General features: G+C 54.8%; 16 protein-coding genes and 2 pseudogenes. All 18 read left to right on the top strand.

Translation table 11 applies throughout. The features are described from left to right. Positions 1 to 26 precede the first annotated feature (26 nt). The 18 genes and pseudogenes from WB650_RS17055 to WB650_RS16970 all read left to right on the top strand — a co-directional run bounded on the left by WB650_RS17055 (position 27) and on the right by WB650_RS16970 (position 18,413). Positions 27 to 2,513: an efflux RND transporter permease subunit gene (locus WB650_RS17055; protein WP_423961328.1), complete on the top strand. Its 2,487-nt coding sequence runs from the start codon at positions 27 to 29 to the stop codon at positions 2,511 to 2,513. Positions 2,514 to 2,584: 71 nt separating this feature from the next. Next, a complete protein-coding gene (locus WB650_RS17050) occupies positions 2,585 to 2,905 on the top strand; it encodes a DMT family transporter (protein WP_422304494.1) in 321 nt (106 codons plus the stop codon). A 41-nt stretch (positions 2,906 to 2,946) separates the two neighbouring features. Then, complete coding sequence (locus WB650_RS17045) at positions 2,947 to 5,328, top strand: xanthine dehydrogenase family protein molybdopterin-binding subunit (RefSeq protein ID WP_422304493.1); 2,382 nt, start codon at positions 2,947 to 2,949, stop codon at positions 5,326 to 5,328. A 68-nt stretch (positions 5,329 to 5,396) separates the two neighbouring features. Continuing rightward, the gene (locus WB650_RS17040; protein WP_422304492.1) at positions 5,397 to 6,170 is read left to right on the top strand and encodes a hypothetical protein; all 774 of its coding nucleotides are present in this window, start codon (positions 5,397 to 5,399) and stop codon (positions 6,168 to 6,170) included. A gap of 58 nt (positions 6,171 to 6,228) precedes the next feature. Next, positions 6,229 to 6,501 (top strand): ATP-binding protein, encoded by a 273-nt coding sequence (locus WB650_RS17035; RefSeq protein ID WP_423961326.1) that lies wholly within the window; start codon positions 6,229 to 6,231, stop codon positions 6,499 to 6,501. Between the two features lie 82 nt (positions 6,502 to 6,583). Beyond that, positions 6,584 to 6,940, top strand: coding sequence for a hypothetical protein (locus WB650_RS17030; RefSeq protein ID WP_423961325.1), 357 nt, complete (start codon positions 6,584 to 6,586; stop codon positions 6,938 to 6,940). Between the two features lie 75 nt (positions 6,941 to 7,015). Beyond that, positions 7,016 to 7,441 (top strand): hypothetical protein, encoded by a 426-nt coding sequence (locus WB650_RS17025; protein ID WP_423961323.1) that lies wholly within the window; start codon positions 7,016 to 7,018, stop codon positions 7,439 to 7,441. Between the two features lie 85 nt (positions 7,442 to 7,526). Beyond that, entirely contained in the window at positions 7,527 to 8,705 is a 1,179-nt protein-coding gene (locus WB650_RS17020; RefSeq protein ID WP_422307279.1) for an aromatic ring-hydroxylating oxygenase subunit alpha, read from the top strand. 53 nt (positions 8,706 to 8,758) lie between these two features. Beyond that, positions 8,759 to 9,499: pseudogene (locus WB650_RS17015) on the top strand (type III glutamate--ammonia ligase); the annotation flags it as partial. Between the two features lie 668 nt (positions 9,500 to 10,167). Then, the gene (locus tag WB650_RS17010; protein ID WP_422307278.1) at positions 10,168 to 11,022 is read left to right on the top strand and encodes an MEDS domain-containing protein; all 855 of its coding nucleotides are present in this window, start codon (positions 10,168 to 10,170) and stop codon (positions 11,020 to 11,022) included. A 2-nt stretch (positions 11,023 to 11,024) separates the two neighbouring features. Further along, positions 11,025 to 11,363: pseudogene (locus WB650_RS17005) on the top strand (PAS domain-containing protein); the annotation flags it as partial. Positions 11,364 to 11,528: 165 nt separating this feature from the next. After that, the gene (locus WB650_RS17000; RefSeq protein ID WP_422307280.1) at positions 11,529 to 13,304 is read left to right on the top strand and encodes a PAS domain S-box protein; all 1,776 of its coding nucleotides are present in this window, start codon (positions 11,529 to 11,531) and stop codon (positions 13,302 to 13,304) included. Positions 13,305 to 13,541: 237 nt separating this feature from the next. Further along, positions 13,542 to 15,086 carry a hybrid sensor histidine kinase/response regulator gene (locus WB650_RS16995; protein ID WP_423961320.1) on the top strand — a complete coding sequence of 515 codons (1,545 nt, stop codon included), beginning with the start codon at positions 13,542 to 13,544 and terminating at the stop codon, positions 15,084 to 15,086. 3 nt (positions 15,087 to 15,089) lie between these two features. Beyond that, a complete protein-coding gene (locus tag WB650_RS16990; protein WP_422307276.1) occupies positions 15,090 to 15,734 on the top strand; it encodes an isochorismatase family cysteine hydrolase in 645 nt (214 codons plus the stop codon). Between the two features lie 11 nt (positions 15,735 to 15,745). Next, positions 15,746 to 16,822, top strand: a complete 1,077-nt coding sequence (locus WB650_RS16985; RefSeq protein WP_422307275.1) for a DUF2252 family protein — start codon at positions 15,746 to 15,748, stop codon at positions 16,820 to 16,822. Positions 16,823 to 16,934: 112 nt separating this feature from the next. Continuing rightward, entirely contained in the window at positions 16,935 to 17,255 is a 321-nt protein-coding gene (locus WB650_RS16980) for a YMGG-like glycine zipper-containing protein (protein ID WP_422307274.1), read from the top strand. 223 nt (positions 17,256 to 17,478) lie between these two features. Further along, complete coding sequence (locus WB650_RS16975) at positions 17,479 to 18,000, top strand: Spy/CpxP family protein refolding chaperone (RefSeq protein ID WP_422307273.1); 522 nt, start codon at positions 17,479 to 17,481, stop codon at positions 17,998 to 18,000. A gap of 38 nt (positions 18,001 to 18,038) precedes the next feature. Continuing rightward, positions 18,039 to 18,413, top strand: a complete 375-nt coding sequence (locus tag WB650_RS16970) for a hypothetical protein (RefSeq protein ID WP_423961317.1) — start codon at positions 18,039 to 18,041, stop codon at positions 18,411 to 18,413. Positions 18,414 to 18,745 lie beyond the last annotated feature (332 nt).

Genomic DNA, 18,745 nt, shown 5'->3' with positions numbered 1-18,745 from the left:
GGAGCGTGCCAGGGAGTTGGTAGGGGATGGAGCAGTACACCGGAACTGACCGCGATCTCGAGCGCCTGGCGCGCTTCTTCATTCGACACCGCAGGGTAGGGGTCGCGTTACAAATAGTCATCGCGGTCCTTTGCCTGTGGGCGATCTTTGGATTGCACCTACGCGATGATCCGAACGCGTGGCCGCCCCGCAGCGATGCATTTGTTCACCTTAACGAACAGATTATGGCCGCATTCGGCGGCGGCAATTCAGTAAGTATTGAGGTGCTGGTTAAAGACGGCACCATATACACAAAATCGCGTCTAAATACGATCAAAAATATTACAGATCACCTCTTTCTGGTGCCGGGCGTTATGCCCTATGCCGTCCGCTCTATCTCGACCTTGAGCAGCGAGTCCTACGCGTTCCTGAACAAAGGAACGTCCAAGGAGACGATGGCTGTAACGCCAATCATGCCTGATGCGCCCCAGTCGGATCAGGATGTGGCAAAGATCGAGGCCGGGGTAAAGGGGAATCCGATGCTGAACGGCGTGCTTGTCTCAAAAGACGGGAAAGCGGCGCTGATTCTAGCTGACTTTCGAACGGAAGTGCCTCCTCACGCGCTGATCAAAGTCGATACCACGGATCCCGTAGCGATCTATCGTGCAGTCAATCTGATTCTTAAAAAGTACGAGAGTCCGGACCTCATCCTTCGCGCAGCCGGAACTCCGATCATCGTTGGCTGGGTCAACAGCACGGGATTGCGTTATGTGTTCGGAGCGTTTGGGTTCTTCGTAATAATAATTGCCGTAGTTTTGTGGTACGGCTTCCGAACCTATAGCGCAGTGGTCTTGCCGTTGCGCGTATCATTCCTGGGAGTGCTAATGGGCTTCGGCCTGTACCGTCTATTTTTCGGCGCGACGATTTACTCGGCCTCCGCTCTCCTTGCTCCCTTCATTATAGTTGCGGCGGGTGCGTGCCACTCCGTTCAGTTCCTCACTCGATTCTTCTACGAGGAATATCCTCGGCTGAAGAACACAGATGATGCGATAGTCAGTACGTTCGTCTCGCGTCTGCGGCCGATGCTGGTTTCGCTGCTATGCGACATAGTGCCCTTTCTGGTTATGGCCGCTATTCCATTCGACAACGTAAGGATGCTCGGGATCGTCACCAGTCTCGGATTGTTTTCACTGACAGTCGATGAGTTTCTTCTCATGATTCCCGCACTCAGCTTTGTCAAATTGACTGAACTCCAGGAAGCTGGTGCGCGAGTTGATCGCGAAAGCCGCTCCTCGGCGCGCCTGGATTCATCTCTTGCACACTTAGTCCGCGGCATTCTAAATGCGCCGCGGCTAAGTGCGGCTATCGTTCTGGTATGCGTGATTGTTAGCGCCGCAGCGTTAGCATTAGATACCCGGGCGCCAATAGGACAGAACAACACCTACGCCATTCACAATTATTTGACCCGCTCCTGGAATCGCAATCCGATTTTTCAGATGGAGCGTGGAATCGTAGAGCGATTCGGCGGTGTGTATCCAATGACGGTTCTTGTGACGCCGAAACCCGGCGCTGGCAGGGTACTTGAGGACCCTGCAGTATTACGAGCGGTGGATGAGTTGGCTCAGTTCATGAGGCAGCAGCCGGGGGTAGGAAACGTCGCAGATATAGCGTACCCGGTGAAGCTTAGTAACTCTTTTTATCACGCCGACGATGAGAAGTTCTTCAAAATACCCGAACAGAAGAGCGAATTGGGCTTGGAAGTATTGGACCTCGCGGACCATGCACCTGGTGCTTATCTGTGGCTATTTACGAACGATCTGACGCAGACAGTGGTAATAGCGTTCACCGCGAGCACTGATTCAGCCTCTGTTAAGCGCCTGATCTCGGTTACAAAGGAAAAGGCTGCGGAAATTTTCAACAATCTACCGGTTACGGTGGGTGTCGCTGGTGGCTCCGTCGGAATAGCCCAAGGCTTCAATGAAAACATAGGCTACTGGCTGCTGGTGGGTGCACTGCTTGGGTTCCTAGGTACTGCTCTTTTGGCAATGCCTTTTATAGGATCGGTGCGACTGTCGTTGATACTGACAGTGCCGCTTATAATGGGCACCATAATATCGCTGGCCTTCATGTACTTACTGGGAATCGAGCTTAATTCCAACGCAATCGCGGCACTCGCGATCGCCAGTGGAGTTGGTATCGACTCGGAAGTGTACCTTCTCTTCAGGGTCCGCGAGGAATACGCAAAACTTGGCAATTTTCGGGAGTCCCTGGTTCATGGATATGTCAAAATCCGGAGGGCGCTGGTCGTTTCAAATGGCGCCCTGATCCTGGGTTGCTGGGCGCTAACTCCAGTTCCGCTTTACATCGGTTATGTAGGGTTTGGTATGGGGCTGGTGTTGTTCTGGTGCTTTCTAATGAGCGCAGTGTTGTCACCAATCCTGTGGGCATGGTTCGGTGAAGCAGTTGTGACACGTGGAGCGCAAAAGAAGAAAATCCCGGACATGGTCCTTGCCAGTAGCGGTACAGAAGGATGAAAAATCTGGCGCTCAACAGTTGTCAGGTTGCCAAACCTCCAAGGTACCAGGGACGGATGGGTAAATAACGTATGGACTGGCTGGCGCTGGTGATGGGTGGCGTAATGGAAATCGGATTCGCCTTAGGAATGAAGTACAACGCTGGATTCACGCGGCTCTGGCCGAGCCTGGGTACCGCGGTGCAGGTCTGTCTAAGTTTGTATCTTCTGAGCTTTGCGATGAAGTCGATACCGATTGGCACGGCCTATGTTGTTTGGACAGGAATCGGAAGCGTGGGTACGGTCGCGATCGGAGTGCTTTGGTTCGGAGAATCCACAGACACGCTACGTCTGTCTTGTGTCGGATTGATTATCGCTGGCTCGCTGGGTCTGAATCTGATCGCGCCGCACTGAATTTACACAGAGTCGGATAAGCCAGCGAGAGGAGAGTAAGGATGCCAACAATTGGAGTTTTCGGGGAGAGGGTAAGGAGGGTCGAAGATCCGCGCTTCCTGATGGGGCAGGCGCAGTATGTGGACGATGTCAAGCTGCCTAACACTCTGGATACAGCCTTTGTTCGAAGCACCTACGCACACGCAAAAATAAAATCGATAGATATTAGCAAGGCGCTAGCCCATCCCGGTGTGCATCGCATAATGACCGGCGAAGAGGCGAAGAAACTTTGCAAACCCTTACGAGTGGAGGTTGATGCCGAAAAATTTCCGGCGAAATATAAGGCTTGCGACTTCTATGCGATTGCGGTCGGAAAGGTAAACTTCGTCGGTGACATTGTCGCGGCAGTAGTAGCGACTAACCGCTACGTTGCCGAGGATGCGGCCGAGTTGGTCGAAGTTAGCTACGAGCCACTGACGCCGGTGTTGGACCCCGAGAAAGCGATGCTCAATGGCACTCCGCTTATTCATGATGAGTGGGGCGACAATATAATGGTCGCTGCGAAATTCGAGGCTGGAGAAGTCGATAAAGCGTTCGACGAGGCCGACGTGAGGGTCAATGGACGCTTCCAGCTGAACCGTCAATGTGCCGCCGCGATGGAGAATCGAGCGGTAATCGCCCACTACAACAGAGTTCTGAATCGGATGACGGTGTGGACGTCCAGTCAAACGCCGCACTTGGTGCGTACGAAAATCGCGGAATCACTAGGTTATCCGCAACACAGTCTTCGGGTCATTAGTCCTGATGTAGGTGGCGGGTTCGGGCTTAAGGCTCATATTTTTCCCGAGGAGCTGGTCCTTGCGATGTTGGCGCGCGAGTTGGGCCGCCCGATCCGATGGATTGAGGATCGGCGCGAAAACCTTTTCGGGTCCTACCATGCCAAGGACGATCTCTGTTACGGGGAATTAGCCCTCAAACAGGACGGCACGATTGTCGGCCTTAGAGGAAAATTCATCGCGGATGTCGGCGCTTACACCTCGTCCCCTTGGACACCCTGCTTCGAGCCATTGCAGGCCGCATTGGCCTGTCCGGGTCCGTACAAGATCAAGGATGTGCGGCTCGAGGCATTTGGCGTGGCGACCAACAAGGTCACTACGAGTCCCTATCGAGGGGTGGGGCTGCCCGCAGCGCAGTACACGATGGAACATCTTCTGGATCTTGCGGCGAATAAGCTGGGCATGGATCCGGTGGAACTACGCCGCAAGAACATCATGTGCAGCACCGATTTCCCATGCGTCTCGGCAACCGGTCTTGCCTATGACAGTGCGAGTCCCCGCGAGTCACTCGACCTGGCTATCGAGAAGATCGATTATCCGGAGTTCCGTAAGGTGCAGGCGGAGGCTCGCGAGAAAGGAAAATATCTCGGTATCGGCTTCAGTACGATGATCGAGATAACCACTTTCGGATTCGATTTCTGGCACCACATGGGTCTCCAGAACGGATCGGGTTACGATTCTGCCAACATGCGGGTAGATCCGGACGGTGGGGTGACCTTGACAGTTGGCACACATTCCCACGGACAGGGTCATGCCACTGTTTACGCTCAACTGGTTGCAGACGGCCTGGGTTGCAAGGTGGAAGACGTCACCGTAATTCAGGGTGACACCGCGGTGACACCCTATGGATGGGGTACTTGGGGCAGCAGGAGCGCCGTGGCCGGGGGCGGCGCCGTCATAAATGCGACCACCAAGATTCGCGAAAAGATGCTACGCGTAGCCGCCGAATTGATGGAGGTCAGCGACCGGGACCTGGAAATTAGCAACGGAAAAATATCCGTGAAAGGCGTACCCGGACGTGGCATGACTCTGCGCGAAGTCGCGCGCGCCGCTGTGTACGGCGCGAACGTGCCGAGCAACGACGAGCCTGGGTTGGAGGCCCACGACTACTATAAGGCTCCGACTCCTTACGCCAACGCTACGCATGTGGCCGTCGTTGAAGTGGATCCTCCGACCGGGTTTGTAAAGATCATTCGTTACCTTGTGGTCGAGGACTGCGGCCGAATGATCAATCCTATGATCGTCGAGGGACAAATCGCGGGAGGTGTCGCGCAGGGAATTGGACACGCGTTATTCGAGCATCATATCTACGACGAGAACGGGCAGATCATGACGACGTCCTTCATGGATTATCTGATTCCAACTGCCGCGGATGTTCCACCGATAGAATTTTTTCATATCGAGACTCCTTGCCCTATCTCGGTGGGTGGGATTAAAGGCATGGGTGAGGGTGGAGCGATAGCGCCGCCGCCGGCTATCGCAAATGCGATCTGCGACGCGCTCTCGCCATTTGGCTGGAGGACGATCGATCAACTTCCCATGTCGCCCGAAGTGGTTCACGCTCTGACAATCAATTCACAGGAGGGAACGGCGAAGCAAAGTAGGTAACGAGGGAAGCTAGCACTCGAAAATTGAGCTGTTTAACTCATAAACCAGATCATTTAGAGGACCTAACCATGGGAGAATTGCTCATCAAAAAAGATGCCACTTACTGGGGCGTAAGTCTAGAGGATTTGCGCCGTCGTAATCTGACCGCAACAAAATTTCTTGGCTTTCTGCAGGAGCTAATCGATCCTCATCGAGCTCAGACCTGGGGTGCGCTGGACGATTGGGCCCGCCAGGTGCGTTGGACCGACAAGAAGATATTCAAAACGGTTGTCCAGTTTGGAGCTCTGGAGATGCACGGAGCCCGAATTTACAACGAGTGGTATAAGGGAACGCTGCCTTACGTTGACTACACCAACGGTCATTTTGAGGACGCTTTGAATATGATTGCCCGCAAGGCGTCTGACGAGCAGAAGCACGGACGCATCTACTTTGACGCGGTATTGGAAAGAGGCTGGGCTGAGAATCGCCGTGAACTTTTCAATCATCAATATGCTCAGGCGCTTTTCGGGATGAAGATGTTTGTCGCGTGGCTCAATTACGTTGGAGCATCTCACCCGGCGGTTCAACATTGTGGCGATTCAGTATCCTCCGAGTTTCAGTCCGCCCAAAGCATTCATGCCTTGGGTCAATCTCTTGCCACAGTCGATCCGATCATCGCGAAGGCATTCCTCGCGCAGGAGTATGAGGAAATGACCCACGTGAAAATGGGAGAGTATGTCGTAGGGCGATATGCGACTACGCCGGAAATCCAGTTCCAATGCCTGTGGGCATCCTATCACAACCTTCGCGCGCTCAGGCTAGGTCTCGAAGACTTTGTCGAGTTCGTCGAGGACGAAGCGTAAGTTTCGAAAAGCTTCTACGATCTCATTGCAACGAACATTGCGCGAAAAGGTAAAATTGATGAAAGACACGAATGTAATTTTCCGGATTGATCAAAAGACATGCATCGCCTGCGGAAACTGCAGAGAAGTATGTCCTTGGGATGCGATCATCCATACTTGGGCCCCGGGCGGGACTAACCTCACTACGATAGTGGTTTTGGAAGAAAAGTGCACCGGATGCGGCGGTCCGGGAAAGGCACCCTGCGAATTGTTCTGCCCCGTTCCAGGATGCCTGATACCTATAACTGTCGAAAGGGAAAGCGGAGAAAAGGCTCATCCGCACACAGCCTGAAGCGGGACAAGGAGTCGACAGGTTGATGCAGCGAATTGAATAACAAGAACCAGGCACCTACTGGACGAGAGGAGGGCTTATCGTGGCAGCTCGAAAGCTTTATATAATGGTTACCGACGTCATTAAACCCGGGAAAGAAACCGTCTGTGAAAAGATTATGAAAGAAAAATTCATTCCGGCTATGCGTAAGCAGGAACCTAGCTTCAAGTGGAGAACCTTTTTCCCGATCATAGGCGACAAAATCTCGAAGATGATTTTAATTGCGGAGATTAATGCGGATCACCTGGTTAACTATGACGAATGGATAATCACTTCGCTCGAGAAGGCGCATGGGAAGGAAGAGGCTACGCGATATCTAAAAGAGTGGTATGAGTCTCTCGACTCTTCTCAATATACGGCGATTGTCGAAGATCCAGGCTGGTCTAATTTTTCCAGCTGAGCAATAAGACGCGGCTGGTATTCAAGAAACGACGCATATATTGGGTGACTTGCAACCGCAAAGAAGGTGACATACATGCCGGATTTCAAGGTTTCATTCGATGCAGCAGGTACCGCGACGTGGGGAAGGCTTGCCCGCACCAACGAAAGCCTAAGTACCGTTTCATACGCGGGATGGCTCGGAGTACGGTTGCAAATCGAAGGGCGCGGGAACGCATACCTGAAGTGCTTTCTGACGGGTATGGATGACGTGAGTCCCGATGGAAAAGTACCGAAAGGATTCGGTGCCCTTGAGATGACCGACCTTGACGGTGATCAGCTATGGGGAAAGGTCGACTGGTATCGGGAGAAGAACATCGATAAGGGACTGGTTACTTTCAAGTCAGGCTCCGGCAAATGGCGGGAAGCATCAGGTGAAATTCCAATAACTCTTTTCTACTGGGACGAGGGTTCACTAAATATAGGCTTTCTCGAGGGTCGCGGAATTCTACGACTCACTTAGACGGAGACCGTTAATACAGCGGGCGAGAGAGACGGCACTGTAACGCACTTGGCGAAAGGATTGTCTTCTGGCACGAGAACAATAGATGACACTGAGAAGCGGAAATTCGTCGGCCGAAGTGGAGCAAATTCTCCAAGTCATGCGTGCGATAGCGGAAAGCGGCAATTCGGAGTGCAAAAATCTGCCGCCCGAAGCGTTCAATTCGCGAGAAATATTTGAATTGGAAAAGAAGAAAATATTCGATCCTGGCTGGATCTTGCTCGGCCGAACCGACCAGGTCGCCCGCCCGGGTGACTACATGTGTGTGGATGTACTCGATGAACCGCTGGTGATGGTACGCGACGGGAAAGGTGTCCTTCATGTGCTATCGCGAGTATGCCGGCATCGATGGGCGGATGTTTGCCAAGGCAGTGGTAACACCTCGCGATTTGTTTGCCCCTATCATCTATGGTCATACGAACTTGACGGCAGGCTTCGGGCAGCACCTGAAATGAAGGGCGCACCGGGATTTGACAAGTCGTCGATCAGACTGCCTGAGGTACGCCACGAGGTTTGGGAAGGTTTCGTATTCGTTAATTTAAGTGGCACTGCGGATCCGCTTGCCGAACGATTGGCACCATTGGAGCCGTACATCAGGGAATATGATCTTCCGTCCTGGAAGGTTGTGGCCACACGCGATTGGGGAGAGTTACCCTGGGACTGGAAGGTCTTTCAAGACAATGGCGATTGTTACCATCATATGGGTCTGCATAAGGAGTCGGTGGAGCCTACATGGCCAGCGTCGACCTCGTGGGACGTGAAGAACAATGGCCATTTCACACTCGTCTACTGCGGCACCAACAAAGACCGTCTGGTACGGGCAGATGACGGGGAGCTTATAATGGAGCCGTTGTTTCCGCCCAAACCGGGATTGACTGCTACACAGAGAACCAACTTGCTACTGTTCTATGTCTTGCCCAATTTCTTTATCTCCCCGTTCCCCGATTGGGGAATCGTTTGCAGAGTTTTCCCGCTCGGTCCCGGTCGGATTCACTTCTACCACGATATCATGGTGCCGCCCGAGGCAATGGCACAGCCGGATTTCCAGGAGAAAGTGGCCATTGCGGATAAATTCTTCTCCGACGTCAATGAAGAAGATGTCCGAGTATGCACGGCGGTGCAGCGTTGTTTGGAAAGCCGCTACGCTCAACGCGGCTCGCTGGGCCGGCTGGAGGGACATAATCGAGACTTTACGCTGTGGGTGGCTCGTCAATTGACTGCATGATACAAAATGGCATTCTCCCCCGATCTCTGTAGCGATCGCTCCAGAGGAATAACGCCGACGCGCTGACAACTGAGGACCGGATCGTATTTTTCAGAATGGCCGCCGGCGAAATTGCTCGCGAGCTCGGCATGATTTGCTCGTTCATGCCCAAGCCATCATCGAAAAGGACCGGCAGCGGCATGCATATGCATATGTCCCTCGCGGACGAAAAACAGCCCAATCTTTTCTCAGACAAATCTGATTCTCGCAAACTTGGATTGTCCACGCTGGCATATCATTTTTTGGGCGGATTGCTTGAGCATGCTCCCGCACTTACCGCACTCGTAGCGCCCACCGTCAATTCGTACAAGCGCCTGGTTGTAGGCGAGTCCTTTTCGGGCGCAACCTGGGCTCCCGCTTTTTCGAGCTACGGCGACAACAATCGTAGCTGCATGGTGCGCGTACCCTATGGTCGGCTAGAGATGAGGTTGATCGACTCGAGCGCCAATCCGTATCTGGTCAGCGCCGCGGTCATCGCTGCGGGTCTTGATGGCGTAGACCGGCAGTTAGAATCCGGTGAACCGCAGAATTTCAATCACTACTTGTTGGACGAAGCTCAACTAGCGAACCGTGGAATCAAGACGCTGCCGCAAAGTCTGGATCGGGCGCTCGATTCGCTGGTGGCTGATAAGTTGTTCGAGGACAGCCTGGGTAAGCAATTCATCGAAGAATTCGTACGATTGAAACGCATGGAATGGGTTGAGTACCACCGTCACGTTTCCGATTGGGAATTGAAGCGATATCTCGAGTTCTATCAATCGACTGAGGTTGTCTTTGTGTGCGGAATCATAGGGCTGCTAGCCAAGACGAAAGAGCTGCGAAACTCGCTAGGAGCATTGATAGTACCAATGTTCAATTGCATGGCCGATCGAGGTCCCGATTCAGCCGGACTCGCCGTATTCAGCGCTCCGGTCGATGCTGCGACGCGGAGAGTAAGTCTGTCATGCACAACAGCGTCCTTCGATTGGGGATCTCTACTCGGACCGCTCAAATCCGATTTTGGCGCCGAGGCCGGACTCAACGTATGCGACAACCAGGCCGAACTCATGATGACCGGAGATGTCGAACGTCTTCGCCGTTGGCTCAAACTGCGTGATTACCCGGTTCGGATCCTGGCGGTGGGTCGGTCGATCGAGTTGTTAAAGGACGTAGGCCGCGCTGATGAGGTAGCAATACGGTACGAGTTTTCTACACTGAGCGGAACACATTGCGTAGGTCACACCCGTATGCTTGAGTGCGCACCAGTTTGATTCGGAACGCCTCGCTCGATTGCCGCAAACGAGGCACCACTCCTTCCCGAAAGCGGGTTAGTGCTGTTTGTCGAAAACTGGCAAGATCCGTATGGTAAGCAATTCATGGGGAAGTGTTCCAATCCGCACTCCGCTCACTTAAATCGCAGGATTGGTCGATCGAGGTAATACTTATGACCAGAGTTTCGGACAGCAATAGTCATCCAAGCCACGAAAAACGTGACTCCAGAGAGCACGGCGATTGGGATCGTCTTCTGGCGGACGCCGGGCCCCGCGATCATGTGGTGCAGCTTTACCAGGACCAGGACTTTCTGAATCGCGCGGTCTGCCGCTTCGCTGCTGCCGCATTGGCGAACGGCGAGGGGGTCATCCTGGTTCCGACGGTCCAGCATTGGAATGCGTTCCGTCCGCGCTTGGTTGCCGAAGGCATAGACGTCGACGCAGCTCAGAAACGGGGCCAGTTGACGATCGTCGATGCCGATCAAACTCTGCCCCGCTTCATGCACAATTCGATGCCGGATTCTCCGGTGTTCCTGGGCTTGGCGGCGGATGTCGTCGCGCGCGCCCGGGGCGGCGGCCGCTTCCCGAAAGTTCGGTGGTGGGGAGAGATGGTCAACATCCTCTGGGAGCGTGGGGACGTAGCCGCCAGCATGAATCTTGAGGACTTATTCGATCAGCTCGCCCAAAAGCACGACATCGCGATATTTTGCTCTTTCCTGATGGACAATTTTAATGGCGAGATTCACACCCGCATGCTGCCAAGGCTCGGAGAGAATCACTCGCACCTCATTCCGGTCGAGGACTACGCGCGGCTGGAGCGAGCCGTGGCCGATGCTTTGCGCGATACGGTTGGACCGGACGAAGCCCGGGTTCTTGAAAGCGATCTGCTCTCCCGATATCCGGCATCGTACAACATGCCGCGAGCGCAAGCGTTGCTACTGGCGTTGCGTCAGGTTCTTCCGAGCGTTTCTGACTCGGTACTGGAGCGTTGTGGCAAGTTGTACGCAGGTGCTAGCGCAAACCGATAGTGATGGATCCAGGTTCCACAGGTAGCGGCCGGACCGACATCCAACCGGCACGCGGCGATACCACTACAGCGGACAGGGTTGCTTTCGATCAGAGAGAGATCCTGGACGCGATCGATGTTTCGATCGTCGTCCTTGACCGAAACTTTAACATCGCGAGCTTCAACCGGCCGGCTGCGGCGGCGTTAAATCTCGCTATCTCGGACATAGGTCGGCCCGCTCGCGAGATCTCCGAGCTCGCTGATCTGCGGAATTTGGAGAGGTGGTGTGCGCACGTAATCTCGACCGAGACCACATCGCGGCACGATTTTCGAAACGACGATCAGACGTTCGTACTTCGGATCGCTCCTTACTCGAAGGATAACCAGGTAAGCGGCACCATTCTCACGTTCACGAACGTAACCGCCTTTCGTGCGAGTATCGATCAGGCGATCTACGAACGCGAATATACCAAGGCGATTCTTAACGCGGGGGCTGATCCGCTCGTGGTACTGAGCCAGGATCTGCGCTTGCAGACTGCCAATCGCGCCTTCCATCAGATGTTCGGGGTCGCTCGTGAGGCGATGCAGAACATTTCGCTGGATTCACTTGCAGAGGGGACTCTTGACCTCGCTCGCGTACGCACCCAACTACAAAAGATGATTGCCGACGGTAGCGAATTCCAGGCCTTCGAACTCGAACATAACGTTTCGGGTGCTGGACCGCGGACGCTCGTGATCGACGCCCGTCCGTTATCTTTCTCGGGCCATTCGCGGCCCATGATTATTTTGAGTTTCCACGACGTCACCATGCGCAAGCAGGCGGAAGCCGCTCACGCCAGACTGTCTGCCATCGTTCAGTCGTCGGACGATGCGATTTTGAGCAAAGATCTCGACGGCATCATAACCAGCTGGAACCAGGGAGCAGAAAGAATCTTCGGCTATACGTCCGATGAAACTATTGGCCAGCTCGTCGCAATTCTCATTCCTGATGACAGAGCCGACGAAGGACGCAGCATTCTTGAACGCGTCAGACGCGGCGATCGTATCAATGACTATGAAACTGTCCGCCGTCACAAGGACGGGAGTTTGATCGAAATCTCGCTCACCGTCTCGCCCATTATCGATGAACACGGAGCGATCATCGGCGCGTCGAAGATCGCCCGGGATATTACCCAGCGTAAACGCGCCGAGGAAGCACTTCGGGCAGCCGACCGCGCGAAGGACGAGTTCCTGGCAATGCTGGGCCATGAGCTTCGTAATCCGCTGGGCGCGTTGGCGAGTGCCGTCCGAATACTTGACCTCAAGAAACGTTCGCCCAGGCACGTGGCGCAGGCGCGAGCGGTAATTGATCGGCAGATCGAGCGCCTATCGCACCTGGTCGACGATCTGGTCGATGCAAGCCGCTTGACGAGCGCGAAGATGCGCCTCAGCCGACGACCGCTTGATCTCAACTACGCAGTGAAAGAGACCATCGAGGTAGTGCGCACACGCGGCCTGCTGGACCGCCATCAGTTGACCTTTGATGGATCGCCGATATGGATCGATGCGGACGAAGCACGAATCGAACAGATAGTCACGAACCTAATCGGAAACGCACTCAAGTTCACGCCGCCCGGAGGGGCGATTACTGTCAGTCTGCGGATCGAGGGTCAACATGCATTGCTGGCGGTGAAAGATACGGGGGTCGGCATCCCGGCAGATGTCCTCCCGACGATCTTTGATCTCTTCGTGCAAAGCGAACGGAGTCTCGATCGGTCGCAGGGAGGGCTCGGCATTGGGCTCACCCTCGTGCGACGCCTCGTCGAGCTTCACGGCGGGACCGTTCATGCAGCGAGCGATGGAGCTGGAATGGGTAGTACCTTCACCGTCCGCTTACCAACCATTCCTGCTCCGATTGCAAAGGCTCGTAATCAGGTTTCAGTGGCACCTGCGGAGTGTAAGCCTCGAAGAGTGCTGGTCGTCGAGGATAACGACGATCTGCGTGAGATGCTCGGCATCTTGCTCACGCAAGACGGACACGAGGTGCATATGGCAAATGATGGTCCCAGTGGCCTTCAGGCCGCTTTGACCTTTCGGCCGGATATAGCCCTAGTCGATCTGGGCCTGCCAGGATTTGACGGCTATGCGTTGGCGCGCAGCATCCGCGCTCACGATGAGGGCGAGCAGATTTACCTCGTCGCACTAACGGGATACGGCCAGCCGGAAGACCGACTTCGATCCACAGAGGCGGGATTCGACGAGCTGGTGGTGAAGCCGCTCGACGTTAACCAGCTCGCGCTAATTGCCCAGCGCGCGAAACGGTGAGACTGACTGTTTTCCGGTTTTCGACGCCAGACGGCGTTCTGCTCGAGCTCTTCGAGATCGACGTCGATTCGATGCCTCCCGAGCTGGCCCGTTATTTCAACGACGAGACCGCTCTAATATCTGGCGACCTTCCATTCGCGTCGCTCGCAGTCGCCCTAGGTTCAATTTGCGTTTCGTATGACAATAAAAGTATAGCGCCCGAGCTTCTCTCACTCAATTTTCCAGGGCGCGCGCCTGATGAGTTCTACACGTAAGTCTCGCAAGCAAAATAAAGTCGCTAGTGACATCGAGGGTCAGATTCTCTCCAGATGGCGGGACCAGGTTCGCCGCGACCCGAACAACGGGAGCCTGATGCATGACCTCGACGATCAAGAGCTCGAAGACCATCTTCCTGCCCTTACCGACAAGGTCATCAAAGCGCTGCGCGGCGAGCTCCCAAAAGGCCTCGAGGACGATGCCGCCAAACACGGCCGTCAGCGCCGGGCGCTCGGTTTTCCCGTCGTCTCTCTGCTCCGCGAGCTGCAGATCTTCCGGCGCGTTCTGACCGACATGGTTCGGGAGATTGTCGGCGAGACTGCCACCGCCGAGGTCATCGAGCGCGGGCGCAATCTCATCATCGACACCGTCGAACGCAGCATGAACGTGTCGATCTTGCAGTACACCCTCGGCGCCGAGGAGGAGCGAAATTCGGCGCGCGGTGAAGCGCAGGAACTCCACGGGCAACGCGACCGGTTTCTCGCGACGCTCTCGCATGAGTTGCGCAATCAGGTCTCGCCGATTCTGCTCGGGGTGCAGTTGCTCAAGCAATTGAAGCCTGACGACGAGCGACGGACCGTGGTCCTCGACCGAATCGAGCGCCAGGCGCGTCACCAGGCAATCCTGATCGATGATCTGCTGGATATCAGCCGCTTTCGCTACGGCAAGCTCGAACTCAAACGCGAAAATCTCGATCTCCGCTTACCTGTACAGCACGCCGCGGAGACTCTGCAGAGCGAGTTCGTTGCCAAGCGACTCAAGCTTGAAGTCGATCTTCCCCCGGCGCCGCTGTTTGCTTCCGCCGATCAGACGCGCGTCGCGCAGGTCGTCATTAATCTTCTCAGCAACGCCCTGAAATTTACCCCGACCGGCGGAACTGTAAGCGTCGCGTTGGCGGAGCAGGATGGCGCTGCTGTTTTGACTGTGCGGGACAGCGGCGTCGGAATCGATCCGGAGGTATTGCCGCATCTCTTCACAATGTTCTTTCAGCCGAACGATCCCCCAAAGGGAGTCCGCACCGGACTCGGAGTAGGGCTGGCGGTCGCCAAGGTATTAGTGGATTTGCATGGCGGCACAATCGAGGCGCATAGCGAGGGCGAAGGACAAGGCGCGGAGTTCACTGTCCGTCTGCCGCTCGGCGCGGAGATACCCAAGGTATCGGGACCGTTGTCCAGAACCGTATTGGTGGTGGACGACAACCCCGACCATCTCGAAGTGCTGGCCGAATTGCTGAGAGGACGCGGCTACGACGTACTCGAAGCGCATGACGCGTTCGAGGCCTTGCGCATCATCTCGGAAAAGAAGCCCGACGCTTGCGTGATCGACATAGGACTTCCCGGGATGGACGGTTATGAGCTCGCGCGAAAGCTGCGCGAGATTCCGGAGACCCGCAGTTCCAGGTTGATCGCCGTCACTGGCTATGGAACCAGGGCGGATCGGGAAGCGTTTCAGAAAGCCGGTTTCGATCACTACTTTCCCAAACCACCAAACATCGAAGAACTCGGCCGCGTTTTGGAGGAGAACTGAACGATGCCTCGAGATCATGGTAGTTTTCCCGATCGCGCGCGGGTTGCACTACTGCTGATCGACATAATCAACGCTTTCGATTTTCCCGAGTACTCATCACTACTCGAACAAGCTCGTCCTATGGCTAAGCGGCTTGCCGTCCTGAAGCGTCACGCCAAGGAGTTTGGCGTTCCCTCAATCTACGTCAATGACAATTTCGGGCGATGGAAATCGGACTTCCAGCACATCGTCAAGCATTGCTCGAGCAAAAGCGCTCGCGGCGCTGCCATATCGAAGTTGTTGCGCCCGCACAGTAACGACTACTTTGTCCTGAAGCCGATGCATTCGGGGTTCTACTCGACGACCCTCCAGGTCCTACTCGAATATCTGCGTGTCGATACGCTAATTCTGACCGGCATCGCCACTAACATCTGCGTGTTATTCACCGCCAACGACGCGTACATGCGTAACTATAGCTTGTATGTTCCTCGCGATTGCGTGGCAGCGAACTCCGCGAAGAAATCGAGCAACGCGCTCGATGAAATGAAACGACTCTTGAAGGCTGACATTCGGCCTTCGGACGAAATTGATTTCAGGAAGATCGCCAGGGTCGCGGCCGGGAACAGGTCGGAAAGCATGGAACGTAACGGCGCCGATCAAAGGCTCTAAGCCAGGGTACTATGAATATCCATCAAGCGACTACTGACTACGAACGCTGGATGCGTAGTCATACGCGAGTTATCGAATCCGATCTGAAATCCAAGCATCATAAGATGAGGAGCGATCTGTTTTTATTTTTTCGAGGCACATTTTATCGATGGGCCCAACGATGGCCGGAAATGTGCGCTGACCTCAATCATGCGCCCAAGGTCGTTGCAGTCGGTGACCTACACGTTAACAGCTTCGGTACCTGGCGCGATGCGGAAGGCCGGATGGCGTGGGGAGTCGACGACTTCGATGATGCCTATCCATTGCCTTACACCAGTGACCTGGTTCGCCTGGCGGCGAGTCTCAAAATAGTTAATGACCTGGGCCATCTTAACACTAAGCTTAAAATCGGTTGCGAGATTCTTTTCGAGAGCTATACGGCTGCGCTGAAAGCTGGCGGATGTCCGATAGTACTGGCCGAAAATCAAACCATAATGGAACGACTGGGCATTGAATCGATCGACCCTCCTGAAGACTTCTGGGGAAAATTGAATCGACGCCCGTCAGCGAACGGCGAGATACCAGGCGATGCTAAGCGCATACTGAAAGGGATTCTCCCGACCGACATTCATAACTATAAGGTAGTCTTGAGAAAAGCGGGTCTGGGTAGTCTTGGGCAGCAACGTTTTGTGGCACTCGCCGAGTGGGAAGGAGGATTCATCGCGCGAGAAGCGAAAGCGATAGTTCCATCGTCATGCGCCTGGCTCAATGGACACGCCGGCGACAGCAACCCTTATTATCAACGGGCTATTGAGTCGGCCAGACGCGCTCACGACCCGTACCAGAAAACAATTGACAGATGGATAATCCGACGTCTGTCGCCCGATTCAAATCCGGTCGAGATAGCATGCCTGCCGAAGAAGCGCGATGAAGAAGTACTCCTTCATGCCATGGGCACCGAAGCGGCAAATGTACACCTCGGAAGCAGGCATCGGGTGAAGGACATACTGAAGGATCTCGGTCGAAGAAAATCGCATTGGCTGCGGACGGCAAGTAGAGCTATGGCCAAAGCTATCGAACAAGATTGGAAAAATTACAAAAATAGTTAGATCTTGTCGTCAAACCTGGGAAGCAGAACCTTACGTTCCGTTAAGAAAGGTTGTGCAACCGGATAGCCATTTCGTTCGTATTTTATGGTGAATACATTTTCGAGGTTTGAAGATGAATTCCAAGAATGCGGACACAGTTAGCGCCTGCCGGATCTCGCGAGCCGCGATTATTACGTTCGCCAGCGCATTTGCTCTGATTACGATGACTGGCTGCTTTGGCAGTCCTCGTGCGAACGACACTGTCGCCGGTGCTGCAATTGGTGCCGGGGGCGGAGCACTGATTGGCGGCGCCGAAGGTTCGCCCGGAACTGGAGCGCTAATCGGCGGCCTCGGCGGTGGCGCCCTCGGCTATATCGTCGGTACTGAGATGGAGAACAATCGGTACTACGGCGGCTACGGTCCCTACCGTGGCTACTACCCTGGCGGATGGTGATCCGCTTCTGCCCGATCAACCGTCCTCTCGATACTGTTGATGTCAGCGCGGCTATGTAAAAACTTCCAATGTTCCGATTTCCCGCTCATTCTCAAGGCGGGTTATCCCCTAAATTCCGTTTCATTTTGTCCTGATGAAGGAACGGGCCCGTGGGCCCCGAAATTGCACCGTATAACAATCGAGGCGAGAGCGCCTTACTTTAACCTTTTCAGGGGTAAAATTTATGATCCGGTCCAACAGTTTAACCGCGCGCGCAACTACAGCGGCGGCAGCTCTTCTCGGTGCTATCGTTCTCGCCACTCCTGTGTTCGCGGCGTCCGAAAGCATGACCACCAGCAAGACCTCTGCGGCGTCCGCCAAGCAGGAAATGGCAGCGACCTCGCCCGAGGACCATGGAGTTGCATCGGTCGAAGCGCGCATCAGGGATCTGCATTCCAGGCTCCACATTACAGAGGCTCAGAAGACTCAATGGGACAACCTCGCGCGGGTTATGCGCGAAAACGCCCAGGCGATGGTGGAGCTGAAGAAACAGCGGGCTGCTGACGCCAAGTCGATGACCGCGGTTGACGTGGTGAAATCCTATTCGGAAGTGATCCAGGCTCATGAAGATGGAATGAAGAAATTCGTTCCGGCCTTCGAGGATCTCTACAACAGCCTGTCCGACTCGCAGAAGAAGATCGCCGACTCAATGTTCCGCGGCCGCGCGCGCGCTGATGCCAGAAAGGTAGCCAGCAAAGAGAGCTAATGAACCGAGGTCGCGCACCCGGCGATAGAGGAGTCAATATGAGAACTTCGATTACACATCGCAAGGACTCGCGGTCGATGCTCAAGAGATTTACCAGGATCGCGACGGCAATCGCATTCGGCGGCCTGCTCTGCGCGTTTCCCGTTGGTTCGGCCCATGCCGCCCACCATGGCGGCGGTCACGATGGCGGTCACGGCGGCGGCTATCATGGCGGCTATCACGGTGGGCACGGCGGCTGGGGGCATCACGGCGACTGGGGCGGTTATTACGGTGGGCCGGACTATTACGCAGGACCGGACTACTACTACGATTACCCTGAGCCCTATGCCTACTATCCGCCGGAGGTCGGCCCGTACGGTCCGGATTACTACGGCGACGAGCCTGAGGGCCTCAATCTCTTCTTCCATCTTTAGATAGAGCGAATGCTAAGCGGCCGGATCGCCTCCCGGTCCGGCCTGTTTTCCCCAATTCGGCCATACCAGCGCATAGGCGCGTCGTCAAAGTGGTAACGGCGGCGCGAGTAGGGGAGTCCTCAACGTGCTATTATCCTCGGTCAGCAGGCGCTAACCAGGAGACGTTAATTTTGTTCTTGAAAGCACATTTTAACTACCCTGTACTTGGGCTCGGCAATAGCGTATTATCTAAAGTCTAACGCCAAGGATTGTTCCTTTCTCTAAGCCCGGGAATTAGCCCGGGTTTTCTGTACGAGAGCTTCCCGGCAAATACTTACGGAGGGCAAATATGC

Origin of the sequence: Binatus sp. (SeqCode) (assembly GCF_049584895.1) — a bacterium.
Taxonomy (GTDB): Bacteria; Desulfobacterota; Binatia; order Binatales; family Binataceae; genus Binatus.
Note: the sequence above shows the minus strand (reverse complement) of the source record. Positions and strands in the feature narration are given on the sequence as shown.

Excerpts from the sequence above, each read along its gene's own strand:
- WB650_RS16980 (WP_422307274.1), top strand. The coding sequence starts at position 16,935 with ATGAATTCCAAGAATGCGGACACAGTTAGCGCCTGCCGGATCTCGCGA.
- WB650_RS16985 (WP_422307275.1), top strand. The coding sequence starts at position 15,746 with ATGAATATCCATCAAGCGACTACTGACTACGAACGCTGGATGCGTAGT.
- WB650_RS16970 (WP_423961317.1), top strand. The coding sequence starts at position 18,039 with ATGAGAACTTCGATTACACATCGCAAGGACTCGCGGTCGATGCTCAAG.
- WB650_RS17040 (WP_422304492.1), top strand. The coding sequence starts at position 5,397 with ATGGGAGAATTGCTCATCAAAAAAGATGCCACTTACTGGGGCGTAAGT.
- WB650_RS16975 (WP_422307273.1), top strand. The coding sequence starts at position 17,479 with ATGATCCGGTCCAACAGTTTAACCGCGCGCGCAACTACAGCGGCGGCA.
- WB650_RS17035 (WP_423961326.1), top strand. The coding sequence starts at position 6,229 with ATGAAAGACACGAATGTAATTTTCCGGATTGATCAAAAGACATGCATC.
- WB650_RS17020 (WP_422307279.1), top strand. The coding sequence starts at position 7,527 with ATGACACTGAGAAGCGGAAATTCGTCGGCCGAAGTGGAGCAAATTCTC.
- WB650_RS17055 (WP_423961328.1), top strand. The coding sequence starts at position 27 with ATGGAGCAGTACACCGGAACTGACCGCGATCTCGAGCGCCTGGCGCGC.
- WB650_RS16990 (WP_422307276.1), top strand. The coding sequence starts at position 15,090 with ATGCCTCGAGATCATGGTAGTTTTCCCGATCGCGCGCGGGTTGCACTA.
- WB650_RS17025 (WP_423961323.1), top strand. The coding sequence starts at position 7,016 with ATGCCGGATTTCAAGGTTTCATTCGATGCAGCAGGTACCGCGACGTGG.
- WB650_RS17010 (WP_422307278.1), top strand. The coding sequence starts at position 10,168 with ATGACCAGAGTTTCGGACAGCAATAGTCATCCAAGCCACGAAAAACGT.
- WB650_RS17045 (WP_422304493.1), top strand. The coding sequence starts at position 2,947 with ATGCCAACAATTGGAGTTTTCGGGGAGAGGGTAAGGAGGGTCGAAGAT.
- WB650_RS16995 (WP_423961320.1), top strand. The coding sequence starts at position 13,542 with ATGAGTTCTACACGTAAGTCTCGCAAGCAAAATAAAGTCGCTAGTGAC.
- WB650_RS17050 (WP_422304494.1), top strand. The coding sequence starts at position 2,585 with ATGGACTGGCTGGCGCTGGTGATGGGTGGCGTAATGGAAATCGGATTC.